Annotated in this window: 20 protein-coding genes; 11 read left to right on the top strand and 9 right to left on the bottom strand. The window is 45.2% G+C overall.

The annotated features are described in order from the left end of the window. The first annotated feature begins 196 nt into the window (after positions 1-196). The 3 genes from J7I42_RS10830 (at position 197) to J7I42_RS10820 (ending at position 3,991) form a co-directional block, all read left to right on the top strand. The gene (locus J7I42_RS10830) at positions 197-2,182 is read left to right on the top strand and encodes a KUP/HAK/KT family potassium transporter (protein WP_209138797.1); all 1,986 of its coding nucleotides are present in this window, start codon (positions 197-199) and stop codon (positions 2,180-2,182) included. 173 nt (positions 2,183-2,355) lie between these two features. Continuing rightward, positions 2,356-3,144, top strand: coding sequence for an alpha/beta hydrolase (locus J7I42_RS10825; RefSeq protein WP_209138796.1), 789 nt, complete (start codon positions 2,356-2,358; stop codon positions 3,142-3,144). Between the two features lie 40 nt (positions 3,145-3,184). Next, positions 3,185-3,991, top strand: a complete 807-nt coding sequence (locus J7I42_RS10820; RefSeq protein ID WP_209138795.1) for an alpha/beta hydrolase — start codon at positions 3,185-3,187, stop codon at positions 3,989-3,991. A gap of 117 nt (positions 3,992-4,108) precedes the next feature. On the opposite strand, the gene J7I42_RS10815 is transcribed toward J7I42_RS10820, so the two are convergent. From J7I42_RS10815 to J7I42_RS10790, 6 genes are all read right to left on the bottom strand, one after another. Then, on the bottom strand, positions 4,109-5,044 hold the full coding sequence (locus tag J7I42_RS10815; RefSeq protein ID WP_209138794.1) for a hydrogen peroxide-inducible genes activator: 936 nt from the start codon (positions 5,042-5,044) through the stop codon (positions 4,109-4,111). Between the two features lie 228 nt (positions 5,045-5,272). Then, positions 5,273-6,700: a hypothetical protein gene (locus J7I42_RS10810; RefSeq protein ID WP_209138793.1), complete on the bottom strand. Its 1,428-nt coding sequence runs from the start codon at positions 6,698-6,700 to the stop codon at positions 5,273-5,275. A 38-nt stretch (positions 6,701-6,738) separates the two neighbouring features. Continuing rightward, complete coding sequence (locus tag J7I42_RS10805; RefSeq protein ID WP_209138792.1) at positions 6,739-7,773, bottom strand: DUF2207 domain-containing protein; 1,035 nt, start codon at positions 7,771-7,773, stop codon at positions 6,739-6,741. Between the two features lie 166 nt (positions 7,774-7,939). Next, positions 7,940-9,370, bottom strand: a complete 1,431-nt coding sequence (locus J7I42_RS10800; RefSeq protein WP_209138791.1) for a hypothetical protein — start codon at positions 9,368-9,370, stop codon at positions 7,940-7,942. Positions 9,371-9,403: 33 nt separating this feature from the next. After that, positions 9,404-10,312 carry a S66 peptidase family protein gene (locus tag J7I42_RS10795; protein WP_209138790.1) on the bottom strand — a complete coding sequence of 303 codons (909 nt, stop codon included), beginning with the start codon at positions 10,310-10,312 and terminating at the stop codon, positions 9,404-9,406. Positions 10,313-10,359: 47 nt separating this feature from the next. Then, entirely contained in the window at positions 10,360-11,382 is a 1,023-nt protein-coding gene (locus tag J7I42_RS10790) for a S66 peptidase family protein (protein WP_209138789.1), read from the bottom strand. A 71-nt stretch (positions 11,383-11,453) separates the two neighbouring features. Here J7I42_RS10790 and J7I42_RS10785 point away from each other — a divergent pair, with 71 nt between their 5' ends. The 4 genes from J7I42_RS10785 (at position 11,454) to J7I42_RS10770 (ending at position 16,493) form a co-directional block, all read left to right on the top strand. Beyond that, positions 11,454-11,624, top strand: coding sequence for a hypothetical protein (locus J7I42_RS10785; RefSeq protein ID WP_209138788.1), 171 nt, complete (start codon positions 11,454-11,456; stop codon positions 11,622-11,624). 133 nt (positions 11,625-11,757) lie between these two features. Further along, positions 11,758-13,269, top strand: a complete 1,512-nt coding sequence (locus tag J7I42_RS10780; RefSeq protein ID WP_209138787.1) for a hypothetical protein — start codon at positions 11,758-11,760, stop codon at positions 13,267-13,269. A 186-nt stretch (positions 13,270-13,455) separates the two neighbouring features. Continuing rightward, positions 13,456-15,549, top strand: coding sequence for a methionine--tRNA ligase (gene metG, locus J7I42_RS10775; RefSeq protein ID WP_209138786.1), 2,094 nt, complete (start codon positions 13,456-13,458; stop codon positions 15,547-15,549). A gap of 77 nt (positions 15,550-15,626) precedes the next feature. Next, on the top strand, positions 15,627-16,493 hold the full coding sequence (locus J7I42_RS10770) for an NAD(P)-dependent oxidoreductase (RefSeq protein WP_209138785.1): 867 nt from the start codon (positions 15,627-15,629) through the stop codon (positions 16,491-16,493). Between the two features lie 151 nt (positions 16,494-16,644). On the opposite strand, the gene J7I42_RS10765 is transcribed toward J7I42_RS10770, so the two are convergent. Beyond that, positions 16,645-17,961, bottom strand: coding sequence for a glycerate kinase type-2 family protein (locus J7I42_RS10765; protein ID WP_209138784.1), 1,317 nt, complete (start codon positions 17,959-17,961; stop codon positions 16,645-16,647). A gap of 153 nt (positions 17,962-18,114) precedes the next feature. On the opposite strand from J7I42_RS10765, the gene J7I42_RS10760 reads away from it, so the two are divergent. From J7I42_RS10760 to J7I42_RS10745, 4 genes are all read left to right on the top strand, one after another. After that, entirely contained in the window at positions 18,115-20,496 is a 2,382-nt protein-coding gene (locus J7I42_RS10760) for a 3-hydroxyacyl-CoA dehydrogenase/enoyl-CoA hydratase family protein (protein ID WP_209138783.1), read from the top strand. Positions 20,497-20,570: 74 nt separating this feature from the next. Beyond that, positions 20,571-21,227, top strand: coding sequence for a hypothetical protein (locus J7I42_RS10755; protein WP_209138782.1), 657 nt, complete (start codon positions 20,571-20,573; stop codon positions 21,225-21,227). A gap of 124 nt (positions 21,228-21,351) precedes the next feature. Next, a complete protein-coding gene (locus J7I42_RS10750) occupies positions 21,352-22,248 on the top strand; it encodes an ABC transporter ATP-binding protein (RefSeq protein ID WP_209138781.1) in 897 nt (298 codons plus the stop codon). A gap of 1 nt (position 22,249) precedes the next feature. After that, positions 22,250-23,053, top strand: coding sequence for an ABC transporter permease (locus J7I42_RS10745; RefSeq protein WP_209138780.1), 804 nt, complete (start codon positions 22,250-22,252; stop codon positions 23,051-23,053). Here the strand turns inward: J7I42_RS10745 and J7I42_RS10740 are convergent, their stop codons facing one another. Both J7I42_RS10740 and ftsZ read right to left on the bottom strand, forming a co-directional pair. Then, complete coding sequence (locus tag J7I42_RS10740; protein WP_209138779.1) at positions 23,054-23,980, bottom strand: TIGR01777 family oxidoreductase; 927 nt, start codon at positions 23,978-23,980, stop codon at positions 23,054-23,056. Positions 23,981-24,209: 229 nt separating this feature from the next. Continuing rightward, a complete protein-coding gene (gene ftsZ, locus J7I42_RS10735) occupies positions 24,210-26,036 on the bottom strand; it encodes a cell division protein FtsZ (RefSeq protein WP_209138778.1) in 1,827 nt (608 codons plus the stop codon). Positions 26,037-26,046: the final 10 nt, after the last annotated feature.

Here is a 26,046-nt window from a genome sequence, read left to right as displayed (position 1 = left end):
TAAATTTAAGCATTCATTTTTCATGATTCAGAAACAACCGAAAGTGCATAAATTTCGTTCCCTTAATGAATTGGAGATAAATCCATGGGGAATTAATTTTTTTACGTATACCTTTGTGTAGCGCCCCGGGCTACTAACCCGGGGTTCTATTATTTTTACAAAAAACCCTTTGATAACGGGATAAGCAACAACTACCGTGGGCAAACAAATTAATAAAGTTACAGTTGCCACCTTACTTATTGCGTTAGGAATTATTTATGGCGATATTGGAACATCCCCATTATACGTTCTGACAGCAATTACCGGTGGCCGGACGATAGATGAAAGATTGATTCTGGGTTCTTTGTCCTGTATAATCTGGACACTCACCCTGCAAACCACTCTCAAATACGTTGTGCTTACGCTTAAGGCTGATAACCGTGGGGAAGGGGGCATATTTTCGTTATATGCACTGGTTCGCAGGCAAAGAAGATGGCTCGTACTCCCTGCCATGCTGGGGGGCGCTGCCCTGTTGGCCGATGGCATGATCACCCCGCCTATTTCGGTCACTTCTGCTATCGAGGGTTTACGCAATATCAAAGCGTTAGGTCGTATTGAAGACAACACCATCGTATATATTGTTATTGCCATTCTAAGCGTACTGTTCTTTCTGCAGCAATTCGGAACTACTGCCATAGGTAAAATGTTTGGACCCATCATGTTCTGCTGGTTTAGTATGCTGGCGGCGCTGGGCGCCTCACACCTGTTGGACGATATGCATATTTTTAAAGCACTCAGTCCATATTACGCAATAGACCTGTTGGCCAACTATCCCAAGGGTTTCTGGTTGTTGGGCGCTGTATTCCTTTGTACAACGGGGGCCGAAGCCCTGTACAGCGACCTGGGTCACTGTGGCCGGGCCAATATCCGGTACTCCTGGATCTTTGTAAAAAGCACACTGATCCTGAACTATTTGGGCCAGGGCGCTTACCTGCTTTCGAATTATCATGGTAAAGTGATCACCCATGAAATGATCAGCAACGGGTTCAACCCGTTCTACGCCATCATGCCACACTGGTTTTTGATCCCGGGCATTTTAATCTCCACCGCTGCGGCCATTATTGCGAGCCAGGCCCTTATCAGCGGGTCGTTTACGCTTATCAGTGAAGCCATGCGGCTGAACCTGTGGCCCAAACTGAAGATCAATTACCCTACCGAGGAAAGAGGCCAGCTGTATATTCCCGGCATAAACATGCTGTTATTTGTGGGTTGTGTGGGCATGGTATTATACTTTAAAAAATCTTCCAACATGGATGCGGCCTATGGCCTGGCCATTACCATTTGTATGATTGCCACCACCATCCTGTTTGCCAACTTTTTAGTAAGCCGCCGGGCCAAACCCATGTGGATCTATCTGTTCCTGATCGTTTACTTCACCCTGGAACTTTCGTTCCTGTTCGCCAACCTGGAAAAATTCCCGCATGGTGGTTTTGTGACCCTGCTGGTAGGCGGTGGGCTGTTCTTTGTGATGTACATCTGGTACCGCAGCCGTAAGATCAAGAACCGGTATGTGGAATTTGTTCGGCTGGAACATTATATACCGCAGATCCAGGAATTGAGCAACGATAAGACCGTTCCCAAGTACGCCACACACCTGGTGTATCTTACCAGCGCCAATAACCCCAAGGAAATTGAACATAAGATCATTTACTCTATATTGAACAAAAAGCCCAAACGGGCCGATATTTACTGGTTTGTTCACGTTGATACCCTGGACGATCCCTATACCTGCGAGTACACGGTTGAACACATAATCCCCAACGATATAATCAGGGTTGAATTCAGGTTAGGGTTCAGACTGGAGCCCAAGATCAACCTTATGTTCCGCAAAGTGGTGGCCGACCTGGTAGCCAATAAAGAGGTGAACATAACCAGCCGGTACGAAAGCCTGGAACGGAACAATGTGGTGGGCGATTTCCAGTTCATTGTAATGGAAAAATACCTGAGCCAGGATATCGAACTCCCCTTCTTCGAGAAAATGATCATGCGTCTGTATTTTATGGTGAAGGAATATAGTTTATCGGAAGAACGCGGTTTTGGATTGGATGTGAGCAATGTGACCATCGAAAAATTCCCGCTTATTGTGGCACCCGTACCAAACCTGAACCTGAAAAGGGTTTATCACGGGGACGAAGGTCTGTAATGGGTTGTTGTTTGTGGTTGTCTTTAATTGGGAAACCTGACTATGCGGGAAGCCTGCCTTTCTTTAAACTCCCCAAAGTTCAGTAATTTCAACAGGTTGCATTAAAGCGAGCCTGCCATTTAGCGGAGGTTTCGAATAAAAGAACTACAAACCATAAACCCAAAACTGCTCTTTTGCCTACGATTGTATACTATATTGTCGGGAGCCTGTTGCTCTTAAGCATTGTTGCTTATTTAATACAGGACCGTTTTATCTTCAAACCTGAAAAGCTACCACCCGATTTTCAGTTCCGGTACGATGTTCCTTTCAATGAATTGAATTTTGATGTATCGCCCGGCGTGCGTATCAATGGGCTGCATTTTTACCGCCCCAAGCCCAAAGGACTGATCCTCTATTTTCATGGCAATACCCGTAGTATAAAAGGCTGGGCTAAGTATGCCCGTGATTTTTACCGTTACGATTACGATGTGGTGCTGGTTGACTACCGGGGTTTTGGGAAAAGCACCGGCAAACGCAGCGAAAAGGATATGCTCAACGATATGCAGTTTGTTTATAATGTTTTAATTGGAAAGTATCCCGAACACCATATCATTGTATACGGGCGCAGCATCGGCAGTGGGTTTGCCGCCAAGATCGCGGCTGACAACCGACCACGTTACCTCATTCTTGACTCTCCTTATTACAATTTCCGCATTGTGGTGAAGCGGTTCCTGCCCATCTTGCCCGTAAACTGGGTATTACGATATCACCTGCGAACCGATAAATGGATCCGCCATGTAAACTGCCATACTTATATTCTTCATGGCACCCATGACCGGCTGATCCCCCTCCGGCACAGCGAGAAACTACAGGCCATTAACCCCAATAAGATCACCCTGATCAGGATCATTGGTGGCCGCCATAACAACCTGCCCACCTTTCCTGAATACCATAACTTTATCAGGGACATTCTAAAATATTGATTCAGTTTGAGGTTTCAAACAACTACCTTGCAGCCTTGTTATGAAAAAGAAGATCCTTTACCGCTGGCTTAAATTATTCATTCTCATATATTGTATAATTGGGATTGCCATTTATTACGGACAGAATAAAGTGCTGTTCCATCCACAGCCTGTAACTGAGCATTCGCAATACAGTTTTCCCTATCCCTTTAAGGAAGTGAACCTGCCTTATACGAAGCATTCGAACATCAACATCATTCAGTTTACGGCCAATCAACCGCAACCCAAGGGAGTAGTGTTGTATTTTCATGGAAATAAAGAGAATATTACCCACTACGCGAAGGCGGCGCCTGATTTTACCAGCCGGGGGTATGATGTATGGATGATCGACTATCCTGGTTTTGGCAAAAGCACCGGTGAATTTACCGAAAAGCAGTTGTATGACTGGGCACTGGTATTTTATAAACTGGCGAAGGCAAAGTATGCGAAGGACAGCATTATTATTTATGGCAAATCAATGGGCACCGGTATTGCTTCCCAGCTGGCCACTATTCGCGATTGTAAGGCCTTGGTACTGGAATCGCCGTATTATAGCTTTCCTTCCATAATTGGCAGCTGGTTGCCTGTATACCCGGTAAACAATATGATCAAATTCAAAATACCAACCTGGCAATACCTGAAAGAGGTCACCAACCCGGTTGTGATATTTCATGGCACCAGTGACTATACGATCCCAATTCGTAATTCAAAAAAGCTGATCCCGTATTTGAAGCCTACGGATATGTATATTCCGGTTGATGGTGGAGGCCATAATGATTTACCTACATTCCCTGTCTATAAAGAAAAGCTTGATTCCTTACTTAAGTAAATGACGTAAGAAGTAAGACGTAGGAGGTAAGAAGTTCTCGAAACTTCAGTATTTCCTACCTCTTACGACCTAACTTCCTACCTCTTCTTCCTCGTCAACTGATCAACTTCCTATTACTTAAATTGGAACCACATTAAGGTCCTTATTCATTTTTATCTTATCGGGGATCGCATTGATGATCTCTTCCTTCAACGCTTCAATAAGGCGTTTCTTTACAAAATCGCGGTGCACTACAATGCTTACTTCCCGCATGGGGGCGGGCTTTTTAAAATGCCTGATCAGTTGCAGTTGACGGGCGGTCATATCCAGTGTAGTGAGTTCGGGCAGAATGGTAATACCATCATTCAGTTCCACCATCCGGCGCAGGGTTTCAATACTTCCAGCCTCGTATTCGAAATGGGTGCCCATTTCACTGGCGCGGCGTAATTCGCACAGGTTTACGATCTGTGAACGGAAACAATGTCCTTCTTCCATTAACCATAATTTTTCGGGGTCAATGTCCTGCGGCAGTACATATGTTTTTTTGTAAGCTGCATTTTTACGGGAAACATAGGCCAGCAGTTCTTCATAAAACAACACGTGTTCCTTGATGCCATTTTCCTGTAAAGGCGTTACCAGAATACCTACATCGATACGGCCTTCGCGCAGGCGGGTAACAATAAACTCCGTCATCAACTCCTGCACCACCAGTTTTATATGTGGATATTTCTTATAGAAACTTTGAATGAACAGGGGGAGTAAATAAGGTGCCAGGGTGGGAATAATGCCAATACGAAGTTCCCCGGTGAGGATGCCTTTTTTGGCTTGTACCATTTCATTGATCACATTCTTTTCAGACAGGATCCGGCGTGCCTGTTCAATGATCTCCACCCCTATTTCAGTAGGCACAACAGGTTGTTTACTGCGATCGAAGAGCTTTACACCCAGTTCTTCCTCCAGCTTTTGCACCTGCATGCTTAATGTAGGCTGCGTTACAAAACAATGTTCGGCGGCGGTAGCAAAATGCCGGTAAGTATCTACTGCTACTACATATTCCAACTGTACAAAAGTCATAAATAGATTTCCTCTATAGTTCTATAATATTAATCAATTTGCTTTATAATCAAAATTATAGAACATTATTGAAGCAATCTAATCTTTCATTATAACAACAGCACCCTCCTTCGCTAAAGCTTCGGAAGGCTCCGGCCAAAGGGCTTTGCCGGCGCGAGGCAGGTATAAAAACAACAAAACCCGACCCATTAACCGGGCGGGCAAATTTTGAACTAACTAACTAACTAACTAACTTCCACATCCACCACAACCACCACCGCATCCGCCGCCGCAACTACTGCCGCAGCCTCCACTGCTGCCACCACCACTACAACTGCTGCAACTACTAAAGGTATGATCGGTGCCAGTGACCTTGTTATGGTTTAGAATAGGATAAGGAGCAAAGATGCTGGTGAGCAGGGCCCCCTCTGCAAACCATACTATGGCATTGTCGCCATTCAGGGCGAAGCTGGATACCACGGTATCATCATACTGAATGCCTGTGTCTTTGTTTTCCTTTGACAACGCTTCCACCTTATCAAGCACGATCTTCTTGCGCGATAAGTACTGGGAAACCATATAGGAAACAACGAAGTAGCCAAACATTTCCATGAAGAGATAACTTACTGGTCTTTCATGATACAATCCCTGAAAGAACCGCGCAATACCTACTGCAAACGGGATAAGCAGCATATGGTACTTTTTGAAGTAGTGTTCCTTGCGATATGCCAGCAAGTATAACTTTTGGAGGGCGGGATGCTTTGCCTCTTCTTCATTTAGCCAGTCGGTTATTCCTTCATAATTAGTACTCTCGTACCGCTCTTTTAAAAACCCGCTTATTAATGGATTTTGTTCATTCCCCACCACATGGTACCTGTTTGTATGAACCAGAAATCTTTTTTCTGCAGTAAGCTCAATCAGATTTCTTCGTATCAGGTCTACAATGGCTGCCTGTATAGCGCGGTGTTTACCGTATAAGAACTGTGCTGTTTGGAAAATGGAAGCATTGGAAGGGAAATGATCAACGACCAGCTGTTTGAGTATTCGCCCTTTTTCGTATTGAAGAATGATATAACAAATGAAACTACTAAGGGCGAGCAATGGAAAAAAATGTAAAAACTGGGGTCCGGTGAGCGCGAAAGGTAAAAATTCTCTGTAAAGGTAAGCGCTCACAATGAGCGGAAGTATTAACAACATTACAATAAGAGCGATCACTTCATTTCGTATTGGCCAGGCCGGTTCCGGTATTGGCAGTTGATCTTGCGGTGGTGGCCAGATGTCATCAGGTGGTGGTGTGCCAAAAACCGATTCGTACAGGAGCAGGGTTTCGGCATACCAATCGCGGTGTTTGTGGTCTTCTTCATCCCCTCCCCGCGATGGATGGTGGTGAATGTCTTTGTTGAGCGTGTTTTTACACAAGTCGGTCCAATAGGATCTTGTGTACGTGAGGTGTAAATGCCAGGCTTCGTCTACTATCGGTGAAGGCGAAGCGCCATTTGGAGAGATACAACATAAGAAGAGAAATTTCCGGTATTCCTCAATAACCCGTTCTGTAAAGTCGGGTGACCAGTTTTGCCTGGCAGCCAATTTGTGGGAGAAAGTAATTGCTGCCTGGGGGTCATCGAGTGGAAATTGTTGTATACTACTCCAAAGACCCCGGTGTTCTTCCATTTTCATAAATCTGTCTTTGGTTATAAAATATGATATCAAAAAGCTTATTTACGTACACCTTTAGCTTCCATTTCTTTTATTAAACTTCTCACATCGTGAACATAACGCTGAGACTCTTTGCTGCGCCGAAGAACGTATTCCTTATCCTCGTTACTGCCCTCAAAAAAGGTTTTCCCTTCCTCAATTTCTCTATCAATGAAAGGACCTACACTGAATAGTTCAATCAGTGCAAGGCCATCAGCATACAGTCCAATGGCGTCATTACCATCAAGGGCAAAACTGCTTACGACACTATCAGGATGGAATACCTGGAATTCCCGTAGTCTGTTCACCAGTTGTTTTGCCTTCCAACGAACCACTAAACCACGGTTAACGTTTGTTATCAAAAAACAAACACCGATCATCAATAGTAGTATCCCAAAAAGCTCACCGAACGATATGTCATCATTGACCATGCTTTGAATTAACCGCCCCCCACCAATTACAAACGGCAGCAGCAGTATGCTGTACCTTTCCAGAAATACTTTGTGATCTGCCAGTAACTGTATTGGATGTAGTACCGGATGCTCAAACAACTTTTCATCATACCACATATACATGATCCTGTCGTATGTTACACAGGGTCTATCTTCATTTATCAAGGCAGGTAGTAATGGATTTTGTTCATTTTCTGGTTGCACGTATCCCTGTTTATTTATCTGGAACAAATTGTCTTTGGTTACCACCAGCAGATTACGGCGTACCAGGTCTACAATGGCCGTTTGAACGGCCCTGTTCTTTCCAGACAAAAAATAAGCAAGTTGAAGGATGGACGCATTTATTGGAAAGGCGGCTTTTACAAGCGGGAAAAGCGCCAGGCCTTTTTCAAACTCCAATAAAACATAACCGAGCGAACAACTAACTGCGAATAAAATAAAGAAAAGGTCAAAAGAAGCATCAGGGAGAGAAAAGGGAGATAAAACTTTGTAGTTATAGGTGCTTATTATAAGCGGGACTAAGAGTAATACAACGACGATCTTAATGATCTGGTTTCTTATTGTCGATCTGTATCCCAAAGCCCCTCTGTCATCGGTACTCATGCTATTGTCTTTGGTTATACAAAGGTATAACGGAGTTATTCAAACGTGCAAGGAAAGCTATGTTACCAAATTATTAAGCCCTGTCCCGACTCATCGGGACAGGCTGTGGAACCTGAGGAACGGTATTAATGGTGCTGTGGAACTGTCGTGGAACCCCTAAGATAAGTTAATCACTCCCGCTGCCGCTACATCCACCGCAGCCGCCGCCACCGCCACTGCTGCAGCTGCTGCTGCAACTGCTGTCGCTGCTACTACCACCACCCGAAACAGGTGGAGGAGGTACAGGAAAAAGAACAAACATCGATGCCAGCATAAGCGTTGCCGGCTGCCAGTCCAACACCAGCCGGCCGTTTAAAGCAAAATCATTGACCACCTGATCGGGATGTAATTTGCTACTGCCTGCTTTATCCAACAGGTGCTCTTTAAGTCTTGTAAAAGCATATGTCTTCACTGAAAATGTATAGCTAAGTAACCCGGCTCCAATCCCTAAAGCGATCACTTCCACAAAAAGTAAACCAACAGGGCGGTCATTGTTCCATCCCTGTAAGATGCGCGCCAGGCCTATCAATAACACAATGCCAATTAGCAGATATCTTTTTTTCCTTGGTTCATTGTCTTCACCCAGGTTGAATATTTTCGCAATTGCCGGGTGCGCAAACGACTGACTATTACACCAACCCTCAATATCTGTATAATACACCCAGCTTTCATCAGGATTGGCCAATAGTGCCGGAATAAGCGGGTTCTCTTCCTTTTCAGGCGCCCGGTATTTGTTTTGATGTCCTATGATCTTCCTTTCATCTTCATTTACTGATACCAGCTCTCTTCTGTACAGGTCTACCAGGGCCGTTTGTACGGCCCTTTCCTGCCCATATATGATATTTGCTAATTGAAAGATACTGATCCCGTTCAGGGGTACCGCATCTATCGTTCTTTTCATATAGAGGTATCTGGCCTGTCGCATCTGACGATGTGCCAATAATGCACCCCCTATCAGCAAGGCATAAAACAATAAGAATTGTGGTCCCTTTAATGAAAATGGAGAAATTATTCCGGTAATAAGGTAACTAATAACAAATGGTGATAATACCAGTATTACAACAGTCAATATCAATCCCTTCCCCATTTGATAGGGTTGTTCAGGCTGTGGTAACGACTGCACGTTTACCTGTTCCTGTTTTACCGGCGATGGCCAGATATCAGCCGGAGGCGGGGCGAAAAAAATCGAGGCATATAAGCTCAGCGTTTCAGCATACCAGTTGGTGTGTTTATGATCTTCCTGTTCTCCACCGTTTGATGGATAATGATGTATATCCTTACCCAGGGTATTTTTACAGAATGCATTCCAGTAAGATTGGGTGTAAGTGAGATGCAAATGCCAGGCTTCATCTACCGCCTTTGAAGGCGAGGCGCCGTTGGGTGAAATACAACACAGAAAAATAAACCGCCGGTATTCTTCAATAACCCGTTCTGTATAGGATGCCGGCCATCGTTGCTGATCGGCCAGCTTTTTTGAAAAGGTAATGGTAGCGTTCGGATCATCAAACGCAAACTGTTGGATCTTGTTCCATAGTGGTTGGTGCTCAGCAAGGGTCATAGTTAAAGGTTTTAAGGTATGGTGGTCGGTCTCTCACCCAACCAACACGGTCTTCGATTTCCCCACTTTCAATTTATAGCCTATGCCTACTTTTAATGCATAGTTTTCTTTTTCATGACTTACAGGAAAATCAAAACAAACGGGATAGTCGTATTCCTTCACTTTATCGCGAATGATCTCATATACATTTTGTCCGAATGGCCGCTCCGTATCCTTGGTATCGCTAAAGCCGCCGATGATCAGTCCGGCCAGTTTATCCAGCTTGCCGCTGCGTTTTAACTGAAGCATCATGCGATCGATATTGTACAGGTATTCGCCCACATCTTCGAGGAACAAGATCCTTCCTTTTGTTTTTATATCGCTTTGGGTGCCTACCAGATGTGCCAACAAAGCCAGGTTACCTCCTACCAACTCGCCTATGGCTTCCCCTTTTCTGTTAAAAGCATGACTGGGCACTTCATACCTAATGCTTTTTCCTTCCAACACATTTTTCAACGATTGCACATACTCATTCTTGTAACCTTCGTTGTTAAAAGCACCGGCCATAGGGGCATGCAGGGTTGCAATACCATAATTGGCGTAGATATGGGAATGCAGTACGGTTATATCACTAAACCCGATCACCCATTTGGGATGCTTTTTAAATTTCTTGAAACTGATGTGATCAATGATCCGGCTTAAGCCGTAACCACCGCGGGCGCATAGTACGGCATGCACATTGTCATCGTCGAGTATCTGTTGAAAATTGATCAGTCGCTCCTCATCGGTACCGGAAAAATAATTGGAGGAGTGGCTGCCAATGGTAGTGCCTACCTTTACCTGGTACCCCCATTCTTTCAATATATCCACACAGGTTTGCGCTTTTTCCATTGCCATATACCCTGAAGGACATACCAATGCTATTGTATCACCTGGCTTTAAATAAGGAGGAACTTGTACCATTGTTGTAAATATTATGAATGCGCAAAAATAAGCAAACCATTTCACCCTCAAATTTCCCGCAGCATTACATCCTCATTAGAAACGGTGAGCCGGTGCAATACCCCGCATTTTAAGGCAAAATTGTTCCGTTGGTGGCCAACAGGAAAGTCGAAACATACGGGATATTTATAATCTTTCACTTTTTCCAGCACAATATCCTGAATAGTACGGCCAAACTCCTCCCCCGGATCGTCAGGTTTTATTTTAAAGCCGCCCACGATCAGTCCGGCCAGTTTTTCCAGCTTACCGGTCCGTTTAAGGTTCCAGAACATGCGGTCAATGCTGTACAGGTATTCACCGGTATCTTCTACAAAAAGGATCTTGTTGGTGGTATGCAGGTCAGATTTTGTGCCCGCCAGCGTTTCAATCAGCTTCAGGTTGCCGCCCACTAATACGCCTTCGCCCTTGCCTGGTTTATTCAGGGGATTCACCGGTGCGGTATATTTCATTTTTTCCCCGGTGAGGGCCTGCTTTACAGACAGAATAGTTTCAATCTGGATCGGCTCCGCCTTATTCCAGTCGTCGGGAAAGCTGTTGCACATTTTGGAGTGGATGGAAGCAATGCCATAATTCCGGTTCAGGTGGCAGTGCAAAACGGTAATATCGCTAAACCCGATGATCCATTTAGGATGGGCTGCCAGTTTAGTGAAATCCAGTTTATCTATTATCCGAACAAAGCCGTAGCCGCCACGGGCACACATAATGGCTTTTACTTTGGGATCGTCGAGCATCTGTTGAAAATCGCGCGCCCTTTCTTCATCAGTACCACCAAAAGTAAAATCCTTTTTCCCTACGGTATCCCCTACCTTGATATTAAACCCCCATTCCACCATTTGCAACATAGCAGGCTGTATTTCGGGCAGGGTAATAAAACCAGCCGGACAGGTAATACCAATGGTATCGCCGGGTTTTAAATAATGGGGTAAAATGGGCGCAGGAGCTTCGGTTTCGCCATCGCTATGCCAGGCAGACCAACCAGGGAACGGCAAACCGGCTACCAGAAAAGAGGATAAAAAATGCTTACGGTTCATGTGCTAAATATGAATTTTAAATATACCGGAAAGTTTTATGCGACAATAACCCAAAATGCTATTTTTACTCCATGTACGGTCGTTTTATTCAGGCCATATTTACTGCTGTAGCGCTGGTTGGCTGGGTCGTATACCAACTGGCTATTCGCAAAAAACGCTTTTCTGAAATTTCGAGCGACGTTTTGTTCATTGTGTTTTTTGTGGCCGTTTGGTTTGGTCTTTGTTACTGGATGCTCAATTAGTATTTACTTCCTTCCAACCTTTTACATTCGCTTCATCCATCCCATAACGTTACTGAAAAGGTGACAGCTTATGGAAAATCGCCTGTTCTTCATCTATATAGAAATCCGTTACCCCTTGCATAAGCATACAATAATGGCAGGCAAAAAATACCTCACTCCCATGCTGGGACTGCTGGCTGTGGCATCAATAGTGATCTTTACAGCCATCAAACCATTCCGGCATAATGATAAGAAAATAACCACTGCAGTCAAACAGCAAGCAATGGTTGCCCTTCCTGTACTCCCGCCAGAGCTACCGCCGCCACCGCCGCCGCCAACAATACGATATACTGCTTGTGTTTTTCCCCGTATTCTGGAACAAGCTCCAATAGTAACTATTGAAGAAGGGATACCGGAAATATGTTACGTCCTCCCTCCGCCGGAAGAAGTTGAAAAACCCAATGCCAACCAATTGCTCCAATCATTTTTCCAACAACTGGAAAAACCGGCACAGGAATTCAATATTGATAATGCGCGGGATACCATCCTTGTTGCCCGGGAAGGCACAAAACTGATCATTCCGGCCAATACGCTGGTAAGCAAAGCAGGGCCGGTAAAGATCATGATGCAGGAATATTATAAGTACGAAGATATAATAGCTGCCAGACTGAACACCACCTCAAACGGAGCGCAATTGGTTACAGGGGGTATGTTGCAAATAACCGCAGAACAGGCAGGTGAAGCTATAAAGATAGCTCCGGATAAGGCAATTACGGTTCAAATGCCAACCAATAACTATGACGTTAACATGCAGTTGTTCACTGGTACCACTCCGGCAAATGATACCGTTAATTCGGCAAAAGTTAACTGGATATCCGCAGGCAGGTTTAAAGTACCAGCCAGAAAGGAACGTACTTTAGAATTTCTGAATACCGATGACGTGCAGCCTGCTTCGGTAACCCAGGGGCAAAAAACAGTCGCTACATTCTTTTGTGGACCATTAGTTCGTCGTGCCTATAAAAAATTAATACTGGAGGAATTAAAAGACCGGTTTGGCTCTACATACGACGAAATAAAATTAAAACGCCCCCGGAGAAAGGATTATGAGGTTAATAATGAAGCCGAACATCCCATTATCATAAGCACAAAAAATGTTGAAGTTTCCCAAACATTTGGTTGGGGGGCATTATCAAAAACAGACAGTCTGTACTATGTAAAGTTACTGCGTCGCGATAGCCTTTCCTATGTAAACGCTTTAAAGCGGGAGAAAATGTATTATTTCACCATAAGCGACTTTGGCTGGGTCAACTGCGATCGCTATTGGTCTGACAGTGGACCTAAAGTAACACTTGTTATTAACCTTGCCGAAGGAGAAAAAGCCTCGAAATATATCTCTACACTGGTATTTGCCCGTTACAGATCGATAATAACAGGTTATTATACAGATAATAAAATATGTTTTCCTAATGTACCCAAGGGCGAACCGGTCCATTTGGTAACTGTTTCGGCAACAGGCGATAAAGTGGTATCGAACTTTCAATCTTTCAACCTTTCCAACCGGGAGATAAGCGATCTTCAATTTGAGCCCACCACCCCGGAACTACACAAACAAAAACTACAATCACTGGTAGCTTCCCCCCAACAGGCTGAAAAGGCAGATAACTAAGCGCCTGAAACTCTGTATGTTGAAGAGTGAACTTTGAATGGAGAAGGATGACCTGAAAACCCCTGATAATAGTTATTTTTGCAATCCACCCTTTGCCCGCCTGGCTGCATAGCGATATGTTGTACAAGCGATCCGCCAATTGGCGGAAAGGGACGATGATCAGAAATACTAAAGACGATTACCAAAATGAGCAATTTTAAGCGCTATCTAGTTACAGCGGCCCTGCCGTACGCCAATGGCCCGGTGCATATCGGCCACCTGGCAGGCTGCTATTTACCGGCTGATATTTATGTGCGTTACCAACGGGCGCAGAAAAGAGATGTCAAATTTATTGGTGGCAGTGATGAACATGGGGTCCCCATTACCATCCGCGCCATGAAAGAAGGCGTTAGTCCACAACAAATTGTAGATAAATACCATGCCCTGATCAAGGAAAGTTTTGACCAGATGGGCATTTCCTTCGATATCTATTCCCGTACCAGCAACCAGGTCCACCACGAAACGGCAGCTGCCTTTTTCAAAAAGCTGTACGACGATGGGCTGTTCGAGGAAAAAGAGACGGAACAATACTATGATGAAAAAACCAATACGTTCCTGGCCGACCGCTATATTACCGGTACCTGCCCCATTTGCGGCAATCCGAATGCCTATGGCGACCAGTGCGAGCGTTGCGGTTCATCATTAAGCCCTGAACAATTGATTCACCCGCGTAGTACCCTCAGTGATGCTGTTCCTGTAAAACGGAAAACCAAACACTGGTATTTCCCGCTGCAAAACTATGAGGAGTGGCTGAAAGGCTGGATCCTGGAAGGACATACAGAATGGAAGAACAACGTATATGGGCAGTGTAAAAGCTGGCTCGACAGTGGCCTGCAAAGCCGCGCCATGACCCGCGACAGCAGCTGGGGTGTAAAAGTTCCCCTGCCCGATACCGAAGGCAAAGTACTGTACGTATGGTTCGATGCCCCCATCGGGTATATTTCCGCCACCAAAGAATTGACAGAAGAATGGGCCGACTACTGGTGTAAAGACGACACCAAGCTGGTTCACTTTATTGGTAAAGACAATATCGTTTTCCACTGTATCATTTTCCCGGCGATGTTACAGGCGCACGGCGGATTTGTACTGCCCGATAACGTGCCTGCCAACGAATTCCTGAACATTGAAGGTGAGAAAGTAAGCACCAGCCGCAACTGGGCGGTATGGGTGCATGAATACATAAAGGATTTTCCGGGTTGCGAAGACATGCTGCGGTATGTACTGTGCGCCAATGCGCCTGAAACCAAGGATAATGACTTTACCTGGAAAGATTTTCAGACAAGGATAAAAGGGGAATTGAGTGACATTTTCGGAAACTTTGAAAACCGTGCATTTGTGCTTATGCATAAACTGTGTGGTGGAAAAGTGCCGCCTTTGCATACAGATATTCTCGATGAAACGGATAAAACCCTGCTGGCTGAATTTGAGATTGCCAAAGCAAAAGTGGAAGAAGGCATTGAGAATTTCAAATTCCGCGATGCATTGTTCGAGGTAATTGAGCTTGCGCGGAAAGGCAACAAATATATGCAGGAAAAAGAACCCTGGAAAGTTGCCAATACACTTGCGGAAAATCCGGACAATCAAAAACTGATCGATAACTGTTTGCACATTTGTTTACAGTTGACAGCCAACCTGGCAATTTTGATCAATCCTTTCCTGCCAGCCACCGCTAAAAAAATGCTCCACAAAATGAAGGTGGTGGAAAAAATGCTGGAATGGGAGAACGCCGGTAAAACAAAATTGCTAAGCGTGGGTTATAGCTTACGGGCACCGGAATTGCTGTTCCGTAAGATAGAAGATGCAGAGATTGAAGCGCAGGTAACAAAACTTAAGGCCGGACTGATCAAACCAGCCCAACCTGCCGATACAAAGCCTGAAGCGGCAGCTGCCGACGAAGAACCTGATGCCCTTAAAGCTCAGATCGTGTATGATGATTTTGCCAAACTCGATCTTCGGGTAGGCACTATTGTGGCAGCGGAAAAAGTACCAAAGGCCGATAAGCTGTTAAAGCTGCAGGTTGACCTGGGTTTTGAAACCCGTACCATTGTATCAGGTATTGCCGAACATTTTCAACCCGAGCACATCACCGGTAAACAGGTGGTGGTGGTGGCCAACCTGGCGCCCCGTAAAATGCGCGGTATTGAAAGCAATGGCATGATACTGATGGCGGAAGACAAAGCAGGCAAACTGCATTTTGTGAACCCTATCGATGCAATTGACAACGGATCTTCAGTAAGCTAAATAGTTTATTCACCATTGTGCCCCACTTGTTTTGCGCAATGGCAAAGCAAGTGGGGTTCTTTTTTAAATACTATTATATGAAAATCGGATTTATTGGATTGGGTAACCTGGGCACTCCCATCGCTGAGAATATTCTGGAAAGCGGTCATGAGTTGTATGTATACAATCGTACCGCCGCCAAAACAAAACCATTGGTTGAAAGAGGTGCCATTGAGGTTGGATCAGTAAAAGCACTGGCCGCGGAATGCGCATTCATCATCACCATGGTTTCGGATGATAAAGCATTAAAAAGTATTACTGAAGGTGCCGATGGAATAGTAGCCAATATGCAGCCCGGTGGTGTACACCTTTCCATGAGCACCATATTGCCACTCACGGCAGAAGACCTGAGCAAACTGCACACGCAAAATGGTTCCCAATACCTGGCCACTCCTGTATTTGGCCGGCCCGATGCGGCGCGTGCCCGTAAGCTGAATTTTGTTGTATCTGGTGAGGCCAAATTACGCCAGCAGTTTGAACAACTGTTAAAAGATGCCGGGGGCGCCGGGGTGTGGGACTTTGGTGACAGCATCACAGCCGCCAATACCGTTAAATTATGTGGCAACTTCACCATAGCCGCCGCCATGGAAGCTATTGGCGAAAGCGCCGCCCTCGCCAGCAATAGTGGCGTGGATGCGCAAAAGATGTGGGCCTTCTTCTCTCAAACCATTTTCAATACGCCGTTATATCAGAATTACAGCAAGATCATAGTGAACCAACAATTTACACCGGCCGCCTTTAGTATGCAGCTGGGATTGAAAGACATTAACCTGGTATTGTCGCAAGCCGGCCAGGTACAACAAAAAATGCCGTTGGCCGATCTGCTGAAACATCATATGCTGGAAGTAATTAAAAAAGATCCTGAAATAGACTGGAGCGCAGTGGCGCAAGGCGGACAGCAATAAACAAGAGGCAAGACCTGTAAGGTGCATCACTGGGTGTTGCATTATCAGGCTGATGTATTGGTCCTGACAGGTCGGTTTAAACGCGTGACCTGTCAGGATCGCGTCATCACTCCGGGCGTTTTACACCCGATGGCGAACCTTACAGGTCATCTTAAGGAATCAGCACCACTATAATATCCATCACATTCGTATGCGTAGGCCCCGTAGTAACATGCCCCCCTGCCTGGTGAAAGAAATTCCAGGAATCGTTTTGTGTTAAGTATTCTTCAGGTGAGAGTCGCCGTTGGTTGGCCAGCTGGAGCACGCCTTTATCCACTATAGCACCAGCAGCATTGGTGGGGCCATCAGTACCATCGGTACCGGCGCTCAATAAAACAGGCATCTTATCCCTATCGGGGAATGCTTGTTGCATTGCAATCAAAGCAGCCAGCGCAAACTCCTGGTTACGGCCACCCTTTCCCGGATTTTTAATGGTAACAGTGGTTTCACCACCCAACAACAAACAGGCCGGGCGCGGTCCTTCATACTGTTGCACCTGAGCAACCAGCTCCTGTGCTTTTTCCCGGGCCTCTCCTTTTAGCGAATCGGTCACAATCACCGGCGTATAGTGTAACTCCCTGGCCATGGCAGCTGCAGCTTCCAATGCAACGCGATTGGTACCAATAAGGTAATTGAAGCTCCTGGTAAAAATGGGATCAACTGGTTTAGGTGTTTCTGCAACCTGATTGTTCAACCCCAATTGTAACCAACGGATAACACTTACCGGTAGTTTCTCCAACAACTGGTATTTACGAACTATTTCCCAGGCATCGGCAAAAGTACTGCGGTCGGCAACGGTAGGCCCACTGGCAATACTATCAAGCGGATCACCGATCACATCACTTAAAATAAAACTTACTACGGTGGCAGGCCAGGCTGTGCGTAGTAATTGTCCCCCCTTAATACCGGCCGATAAATGCTTACGCACCGTATTCATTTCTTCAATAGTTGCCCCACATTGCAGCAGCCTGTTAAAAACAATTTGCAGTTCATTCAACAAAATACCGGGCGGACAATCAACCAACAGCGCCGAAGCGCCACCACTTATTAATGCGATCACCACATCTTTTTCAGTAGCATTTTTTAGCAATCGCATAATTTCCCGGCCAGCCTGTACACTGTTATCATCCGGAACCGGGTGGGCTGCCTCTATACATTGAATGTTCTTAAGCGGAAATGTATGTTCATATTTGGTAACAATGATGCCGGCATCGAGGCGGTTACCCAGAATGATCTCCGTTTCCCTCGCCATGGCGGCACTGGCCTTACCGGCTCCTATAACAAAAACTTTATTTATATCAGGCTGTTTAAACAGCTGCTCGCCCAACTGTAATTGCGGCGGCTGCCAGCGCATATGCTTTGGCAACAAATATTGCGGCTGTACAGCCCGCACCCCTGCAGTAAAAATTTTAAGCGCATCGTTACGCATGCTTTATCGCAATTTTTAAACGGATAGCCAATAACTTATACAAATGCTTATCAAAAGCATAGTTCCTATAAACTTACTAAATTATAAAAAGCTCTTGGTTGCTACGTTTAAATCATTATCTTTGGAAATAGTTGTTTAGCTAACTATTTTTTTATGACCAAACGAATCATTAAAAAAGTAGCAGTATTGGGCAGTGGTGTTATGGGTTCACGAATAGCCTGTCATTTTGCAGGTATAGGTGTTCAGGTGTTGTTATTAGACATGGTGCCGAAGGAAGCTGTAGAGAGCAATAACAAAGCCGCCCGTAACAAACTGGTTAACGATGCGCTGCAAGCTGCTTTAAAAAGCAATCCTTCTCCTGTTTATTCCAAGGATGTGGTGAAGAAGATCACCACCGGTAATTTCACTGATAATATGAAAGATATTACCGGGTACGATTGGATCATTGAGGTTGTAGTGGAACGCCTTGATATTAAACAACAGGTATTTACAGAAGTAGAAAAGTTCCGCACACCGGGCACGCTCATTACCTCCAACACATCGGGCATTCCTATTCACCTGATGGCTGAAGGCCGAAGCGAGGACTTCAAAAAGCATTTCTGCGGAACACACTTCTTCAATCCGCCCCGTTATTTACGCTTACTCGAAATAATTCCAACACCCCATACGGATGCCGCTGTAGTTGACTTCCTGATGCAATATGGTGACCTGTACTTAGGTAAGACCACCGTACTGTGTAAGGACACCCCAGCTTTCATTGCCAACCGTATAGGCGTATATGGCATTATGGCCATCTTTGGCCTGGTTGATAAAATGGGATTGACAATCGACGAGATCGATGCACTGACCGGTCCCATTATTGGCCGCCCCAAGTCGGCTACATTCAGAACTGCCGATGTGGTGGGTATAGATACCCTGGTAAAAGTGGCCAAAGGGGTGTATGATAATTGCCCTAACGACGAGCACCGGGATACGTTTATCATTCCCGCATGGTTAGAGAAAATGGTGGCCAGCAACCAGCTGGGTGATAAGACCGGACAGGGTTTCTTCTCCAAAAAGAAAGGCGAGAAAGGTGAAAAGGAAATATTTACCCTTGATCTAAAAACATTTGAATATAAACCCCGCGCCAAAGCAAAATTTGCTACGGTAGAAGCGGCCAAGCCCATCGACGACCTTTATACAAGGTTAAAAGCGTTGTGCGCAGGCAGCGATAAAGCCGGGGAATTCTATCGTCATTTTCATTACGGACTGTTTTCGTATATCTCACACCGCATACCCGAAATCTCAGACGAGATCTACCGCGTTGACGACGCAATGATGGCTGGCTTTGGCTGGGAGATTGGCGCCTTCGAAAGCTGGGATGTACTGGGTGTGGAAGGCACCGTAAAGAAAATGAAGGAAGCCGGCTATTCCGTTGCCCCCTGGGTGAACGATATGCTGCAAGCCGGTGTAAAGAGCTTTTACAAGGTTGAAAATGGCAAACGGCTGTTTTATGATGTGGCCTCAAAATCGTATAGATCATTGCCTGGTGGTGATGCGTTTATCGTAATGAAAAATTTTGAGAACCAGACCGTGTGGAAAAACAGCAACTGCCGACTCTACCATTTGGGCGATGACGTGCTGGGGCTTGAATGGAGCACCAAAATGGGTAGCATTGGCGGCGAGGTACTGGAAGCCATTCAAAAATCGATTTCCAAAGCGGAAGAAAAATATAAAGGACTGGTTATTGCCAATGACAGTCCCAACTTTAGTGCCGGCGCCAATGTAGGCATGATTTTTATGTTTGCTATTGAGCAGGAATACGACGAGTTGGATATGGCTGTTCGCATGTTCCAGAACACCATGATGCGGGCACGATATTCCTCAGTTCCGGTGGTAGTGGCCCCTCATGCCCTGACACTGGGCGGTGCCTGTGAATTAAGTTTGCATTCCGACAAAGTTTGTGCGGCGGCTGAAACCTATATTGGTTTGGTGGAATTAGGGGTAGGATTGATCCCTGGTGGCGGCGGAACCAAAGAGTTTGTATTACGGGCTGCCGATGAAATGCATGAAGATGAACCGGATACCAATACATTAAAAAACCGGTTTCTTACTATAGCTACGGCAAAAGTGGCGACCTCTGCAGCTGAAGGTTTTGAACTGGGCATATTACGCAAAGGAAAAGACGAAATAGTGTTGAATCAGGGCCGTCGTATAAGTGAAGCTAAAAAAAGCGTGATCGAGTTATTCGACAGTGGGTATGTTACCCCAATACAACGCAGCGACATAAAAGTACTGGGCCGTTCGGCACTGGGCGCTTTATATGCCGGTATCAATGGCATGTGGCGGGCAAATTATGCCACCGATCATGATGTAACGGTAGCTAAAAAACTGGCCTATGTAATGTGCGGCGGCGACTTAAGCGAACAAACTTTAGTATCTGAACAATATTTACTGGATCTTGAAAGGGAAGCCTTCCTCTCCCTCTGTGGTGAAAAGAAGACCCTGGAAAGAATTCAAAGCGTTTTAAAAGGCGGAAAGCCAATCCGCAATTGATAACAAATTAGGCGTCACATGAGAAAATCGGGCGTTCCGTTCAATCGGGGCGCCTTTTTTTATTAAATTAGTGAATGGGCGAAGTCGAACTAGATAAAGTCTCCAATAAACTGATCATCCATTCAGTATTCTTCTTTTATGGAGAGGCAGCCACTAAAGACCTTTCCTGGCAAGTAGCCAATGACATTGGCAAACACTGGAATGAACCACAGGCCAGTATAAAGATCAAAAGCAACTGGTATACAGTTCAATTTGAAATTGATGGCATTTATGAACCAGACCTTGACCCCAAAAAGGTGTGGAAGAACCGTAATCCCCGCTATAATTTTTTTCGCATTGAAGAATTTGCCAGCGGTGATATTTCTTTTGTTGATGGTATTGGAAGCAATACCGGTTATTTTAAACTGGACAATCTGATCCAATCGACTACCACGGCCCCTCATGAATATGGGCATACGTTAGGACTGATCCACCCCGTCAATCTCGACATCAGGGGACAGGGCGTACCCGGTATCATGTATCCTCGTGGCACCATAGTTGACCCACCCTTCCAATACGACCCCGCGGCAAGGGCCGGCGATAATACCAAAGGGGGCACCATGCATCCCAAATACCGGAAAGTGCTGCCTTCCGATATAGAGGACCTAAATCTGAATAAACTGTTTTATTTCAGGAAGAAAGCGGTAGTAGGAAATTTTACCAACCTGTATCATGAAAAGCAAACACCATAAATCTCATAATTAATGTTCCCCTTCCGATATTTCCGGTCTTCCACCGGTAATATTTGACAGGTGGCCGCGACTTACGTAAGGCAGTTTTTGATAATTGGCCCAATCACCCGTTAAACCGGTCATCATGGCAATTCTTACCGTTGAGAATCTACATAAGCACTACGGCCCTATCCAGGCATTAAAAGGGATTTCATTTTCCGTACCCAAAGGAGCGGTCTACGGCATCCTGGGCCCTAACGGCAGTGGAAAAACGACCCTGCTGGGCATAATCCTGAACGTATTAAAGGCCTCTTCCGGTTCCTTTAAATTATTTGATGAACCAGCCACCCATGTGCACCGGCAACAAATAGGCACCCTGCTGGAAACGCCTAATTTTTACCATTATCTGAACGCAGTACAGAATTTAAATATAGCCGCCGCCATTAAACAGCGGGGCAAAGCAGACATCGACCGAGTGTTGGAACTGGTTAACCTGGAAGAACGTAAACTGTCGAAATTCAGCACCTATTCATTGGGAATGAAACAACGACTGGCCATAGCCAGCAGTCTGCTCGGCGACCCCGATGTGCTTATCTTTGATGAACCCACCAATGGACTTGATCCCGTAGGTATTGCAGAAACCCGGGAACTGATCAAAAAACTACACAAGGCTGGCAAAACCATTATTATGGCCAGTCACCTGCTCGATGAAGTAGAGAAAGTTTGCACCCATGTAGCCATTCTGCAAAAAGGCACCCTGCTTACCGATGGACATGTTGATGAAATACTGATCACCGATGAAATTGTGGAAACTGCCGCCGCCAACATGCAGCAGCTGCAAAGCCTATTACAACATTACCCGGGCGCCAAAAAGGTGAGTGTGAATGCGCCATATGTTGAGTTAACTTTTGCCGCCGGCACCGCCTCGCTGGAAGCGTTGAACCAGTATTGTTTTGCGCAGGGCGTAACGCTTTATCACCTGCGTCTTCGTAAAAAAAGCCTGGAAACCAAATTCTTTGAACTTACGCAAAACATTAAATAACATGGGGCAATTATTAGCTATAGAATGGATGAAGCTGAAGAATTACCGGGCATTCTGGATCCTGTTTTGCACTTACCTGGTCACCATCTTTGGCGCTAACTATATCATCTATCGCATCCAGCTGCATATTTATTCTGAACGGCGGATGAAGGGCATTGCCGCCATGGTGCTGGGCGACCCGCCCTATTCCTTCCCGGCCGTTTGGCAGTCAGTGGCCCATGTAAGCAGCTGGCTGTTGTTTATTCCCGGGTTGATCATAATCCTCACCACAAGCAACGAATACAGCTTTAAAACCCACCGCCAAAATATCATCGATGGCTGGACACGCAAGCAATTCATTACCTCTAAAATATTATTGGCAGCAGCGTTAGCGATCATTTCTACCCTTGTGGTAGCCATCACAGCCGCTATATTCGGATTTATGTCGGGCGATGCCAGTTTCAGCTTTGAAGGGTTTTCTTATATCTGGAATTGCCTGTTGCAGGCAATGAGCTATATTATGGTCGCACTATTAATGGCGATATTGTTCAAAAGAGGGGTATTGGCCATTGGCGTTTTCTTCGCCTATTCCATGGTGTTGGAACAGATAATTGTATTGCTATTAAACCGGTATGCCAATTATGCCGGCCGGTATTTGCCCCTGGAAACAACCGATATCATGGTGCCGTTCCCATATATTCAAAATTTGGCAAATAAACTACTGTCTACTACGCCAAACTATACCCTCATTTTTATTGCATCACTGGTATACCTGGCTATATACCTGTTTATTACGGTAAAGAAATTTCAGACAGACGATATGTAGTTATTTTTTCAGCAGGTCGTCCAGCGCCACTTCCAGGGTAGGAAATAAAAACTGGAAGCCGCTGCTTTTGATCTTTTCGCAACTTACTGTGGTGCTTTTCAGCAGTTCAATGCTTACCTCGCCCACTGCTAATTTCAATAGAAAGGCAGGTACATATACAGGGATAAAAAACTTCCCTTTCATTTTTTTAGCAAGGGTCAACATCAGGTGTTTATTGGTTACCGGATCAGGAGAAACGGTATTGTATTCCCCGCTCATTCTTTCATTTTCAATGGCCCTGTAAATTATCCGGCACAGGTCATCGATGTGGATCCAGCTAAGCACCTGCTCGCCACTGCCAAAGAAGGTAGCAATACCGGCCTTTATGGGTTTTTTAAATTCTGCCAGGGCGCCGCCTTCGTTGCTTAATACAATACCAGGGCGTATGATAACCAGGCGCTTATTCAGGGCAGTTACCGGCTTTATGGCATTTTCCCATTTTACACAGGTATCGCCGAGGAAGCCAGGATCGGCAGGATCGCCTTCACTAAAGAATTTTTGTGAAGGGGCTCGTTTACTATCATCACCATACCAACCAATACCACTCGCACTGACAACCGCTTTTACTTTATTGGTATTTTCCTGCATGGCTTTCACCAATAGCTGACCACTTTGCACGCGGCTGTCAACTATTTCCTGTTTACGCTTTTTCGACCAACGTTTATCGGCTACCCCCGCACCGGCGAGGTTGATTATATAATCAGCTTTTTGCAACGCATTAATATCAATGGTTTGATTAGCAGGGTCCCAGGCCGCATACGAGACAGCACCATTTGCCTGCCGGGGATGGCGGGTGAGGATAATTACTTCGTGCTGTTTCTCCACTAAAAATTTACTCAGGCTTTTGCCTATTGTGCCGGTACCGCCGGTGATTAATATAGTTGCCATGCTACAAAAATAAGAATGTATTTCTTTTGATTGGAGTCTTTGAGGAATGAAGGATCGGGGCCTACTTTCAATAAAAAATCCCCCCGATTAGTCGGGGGGACTACAACTAAAAACAACAATCGCTGTGTTAAAACAATCGATTTATACCTGGTACCCCTGTTCAATGAACCTTTACTCTCAATACAAACAGGTAGCACACTAGGTGGGACAGGATACTAAACAACTATTATTAATCCGGTTTCTTTCCATCTAAAAAGGTATTCAGCGTGGAAATTTGGGTATTATTATTTTCGTCGGTTTTTACTTCATACTTACTGTAAAAGTTCTCAACGCTTGAAAAGGTGTTATACAATTCCAAATTGCGGCGGATGTATGCCGGCACAGTTTCAAACTCGTTGTTAGGGTCTGCTCCGTTAATGTTAAACGAAAGGTTTCGCAACTTTTGAATTCGTTCAGCTGCGCGGCGTTTTTGTTCTTCTGCTTCGTCTAGCATCGCCAGGTCCTCTGCAGAAATATTGCCGCCACTAACAGGGGGTTGAGAATGGTAGGCCCCAGGCACATCCGTCGCTGAAAGATCATCTTTGAAAACCAGATGCAGGTCATTGGAATCATCTTCCTGGACCGGTTTTGCATTGGTACTTCTGACAGGTTCCTTCACAGGCGTTTGCTCTGGTTTGGATTCATTCGTTTTCGGTTCTGCATAAATATTGGAAGGCTTGGCCAAGTATCCTCCGGATGCTGCAGACATCGAAGAATTATTTTGATTCTTTTGTGCTTGTTGTTGCGAGGGCACGGGGTCGGATGGTTGCGAAAGTACCCATTCGATCCTTTCCGAGGCCTCATTTTTATCCACAGTATTTTTACCTGCGTCCTCCTGCGTAAAAATTTCCATAGTAGGTTCGGCAATGCTACTATCACCGTCAATTAACCGGGGAGCCAGTTCAGGTTTTATATCGAGGTCACCTTTCTCGCCCATTTGCTCAGCAGCCGGCTGTTCCTTTTTAGGTTTTTCCGGATGTGGGTTTAAGGAAAGCAGGATCTTCTCATCTTTTTTTGGCTCCACTTTAGGAGTGGCTTTCTTAAAAGGGTCTTTATGCTCAAAACCGGTAGCAATCAGGGTGATACCTATTTTATCGCCGAGGGTACTGTCATAACCCATACCCAATATCACGTCTGTATCTTCACCGGCCTGGCTTAATAAATAGTTTTGTATGATCTCTACCTCATCCATAGTGAACTCATGATCACCTTCCGCAGAATTGATATTTATTAATATCCATTTAGCACCACGGATATCATTATCGTTCAGCAATGGTGAGTTCAGCGCTTCTTCAATACAACGAATAGCGCGGTCTTCACCTCTTGTTGCGGCACTACCAAGAATAGCCACCCCGCCATTACGCATGATGGTACATACATCGGCAAAGTCAACGTTTATCTGACCGGTACTATTGATTACATCAGTAATACATTTAGCAGCGGTTGACAATACATTATCAGCTCTTGAAAATGCATCTTTCATTTTCAGATTACCAAACTGGTGACGCAGTTTGTCGTTGCTGATCACCAGCAAGGTATCAACCGACTGTTTCAGTTGTCTGATACCATTCTCGGCCTGCGCCTGGCGTTTTGGACCTTCGTATGAAAAAGGGGTAGTTACAATACCTACAGTAAGAATGCCTAATTCCTTACATATTTTGGCAATAATAGGCGCACCGCCGGTACCGGTTCCACCACCCATACCCGCAGTAATAAACGCCATTTTAGTATTTACTTCCAAAATACGTTTCAGCTCTTCCAGACTTTCTTCAGTAGCCTGACGGCCAATTTCAGGATTTGCACCGGCACCCAATCCCTGTGTAAGATGGGGTCCCAACTGCACTTTATTTGGCACCTGACTTCTTGCTATTGCCTGGGCATCGGTATTACAAATGATAAAATTTACACCCTCTATCTGCTGGCTGTACATGTGGTTAACCGCATTGCTACCGCCGCCTCCTACACCTATGACTTTTAGTATAGATGATTTTTCCTTCGGTAAATCAAAATGAATCATAGCTTACTGT

The sequence above is a fragment of the Niastella soli genome, from assembly GCF_017742245.1.
Lineage (GTDB): Bacteria > Bacteroidota > Bacteroidia > Chitinophagales > Chitinophagaceae > Niastella > Niastella soli.
The sequence above is the reverse complement of the archived record's forward strand: the minus strand, read 5'-3'. Positions and strand labels throughout refer to the sequence as shown.